A 1,776-nucleotide genomic window follows, 5' to 3' on the forward strand; every position below is an offset into this window, starting at 1 on the left:
CTGGCGTTGATTTTTGGCACGCTGTTGAGTTCTCAAGGAACGGACGCTTCCTTTGTACTCACCCTCGCGGGCTTTCCTCCGGGCTTTCGTTCTTCATTCTTGCGTTTCCGACTCTATCAGAGTCAGTCCCGCTTGCTTTCCAGGTCCTTCGCTTTCGCGTTTTCCCTTTCCGGCGATTCCGACTCTATCAGATCCTTTCGGGCCTGACTCCCAGTCAGCGGGCCTTCCGCGAAGCGGAAGTTGTTGCTGTCCGCCCGGGCTGTTGGGCCCTTGCGACGAGTGAGACAGTAGCGGATTCCTTGCCCCCGAACCTAATCGGCGACTGCGTCCTCGGACACGGATTCCTCATTCGCAAATACGCATGAAAACGAGACGACACGGTAAGTCGTTCGTTCGAATGTGTAGGTGCGGGATGGCTGTCCGGGGACCGACCGGAGTCGGCGCTCACGTCGGACAACTCGAAGAACCTTACGGATCCCGGACTCATGTGTCAACTCCAAGACAGGGGCCACCTGAAGAGCTAGCCTAGGGCCCATGACTACGCATGCGCTCACGCCCAGCCTCTGCTGGTGGGCCGCCTGACGGCGGCCGACCTTCCACGCGAGCACGCATGCGCTCACGGCCGCCGCCACGGCGGCCGTTTTTGTTTCTCCCCTCCCGGGAGTGGCTCGGTCGCCCGTCGCGGCGGCCCCGACACCAGCCACGAACAGGGAGACAGGACATGACGACGAGGATCTTCAGCGGCATCAAGCCGACGGGGCACCTGACGCTGGGGAACTACCTGGGGGCCATCCGGCAGTGGGTCGCCGCCGACCAGGAGCCGGACGAGGCGCTGTTCTGCGTCGTCGACCTGCACGCGCTGACCGTCGAGCACGATCCGGCCCGGGTGCGCCGGCTGAGCAGGCAAGTCGCGACCTTGTTCCTCGCTTCCGGGCTGGACCCGGAGAAATGCACCCTGTTCATGCAGAGTCATGTCGACGAGCACACCCGGCTGTCGTACGTACTGGAGTGCACCGCCGCCGACGGGGAGCTGCGGCGGATGGTGCAGTACAAGGAGAAGTCGGCCCGGGCGCAGACGACCGGGGAGAGCGTGCGGCTGTCGCTGCTGACGTATCCGGTGCTCATGGCCGCCGACATCCTGGCGTACGGGACGCAGGAGGTCCCCGTGGGTGAGGACCAGCGGCAGCACGTGGAGCTGGCCCGGGATCTGGCGGTGCGGTTCAACCAGCGGTACGGGCACACGTTCACGGTGCCGAAGGTGACGCTGCCGAAGGTGGCGGCGCGGGTCATGGACCTTCAGGACCCCACGTCGAAGATGGGGAAGTCCGGCGGGGCGGGGCCCGGGGTGGTGTTCATGCTGGACGAGCCGGAGGTGATCCGGAAGAAGGTCATGCGGGCCGTGACCGACAGCGGGGACGGCGGGGTCGTCTACGACCGGGCGGCGCGTCCGGGGGTGGCGAACCTGCTGGACGTGCTGGCGGCCTGTACCGGCGGCGAGCCGGCCGTGCTCGCGGACGGGTACAGCGGGTACGGGTCCCTCAAGCGGGACGTCGCCGACGCGGTGGTGGAGGTACTGCGGCCGGTGCGGGAGCGGCATGCCGAGCTGGCGGCCGATCCGGCGGCGGTGGAGAAGGTGCTGCGGGAGGGGGCCGGGCGGGCGCGGACGCTGGCGCGGCCGTACGTGGACCGGGCCTACCGGGCGATCGGACTGCTGGAGCCCTGAGCCGAGTTCCGGCCCGGGGCTCCCGCCCGGGGCTCCGGGCCGGGGCTCCGGGC

The 1,776-nt window shown here is 67.8% G+C and carries 2 protein-coding genes; both read left to right on the forward strand.

Features of this window, described 5'->3' with window-relative positions:
* Positions 1-207: hypothetical protein (locus ACFXA3_RS42095; protein WP_385196738.1), on the forward strand; the 207-nt coding region annotated here is incomplete at its 5' end.
* Between the two features lie 514 nt (positions 208-721).
* Positions 722-1,723 (forward strand): tryptophan--tRNA ligase, encoded by a 1,002-nt coding sequence (gene trpS, locus ACFXA3_RS42100; protein WP_385196741.1) that lies wholly within the window; start codon positions 722-724, stop codon positions 1,721-1,723.
* The last annotated feature ends 53 nt before the right edge of the window (positions 1,724-1,776 follow it).

Source organism: Streptomyces sp. NPDC059456 (genome assembly GCF_042750055.1).
Classification (GTDB): domain Bacteria; phylum Actinomycetota; class Actinomycetes; order Streptomycetales; family Streptomycetaceae; genus Streptomyces.

Bases quoted from the DNA above. Each gene is read 5' to 3' on its own strand.
- trpS (WP_385196741.1), top strand. From the start codon at position 722: ATGACGACGAGGATCTTCAGCGGCATCAAGCCGACGGGGCACCTGACG.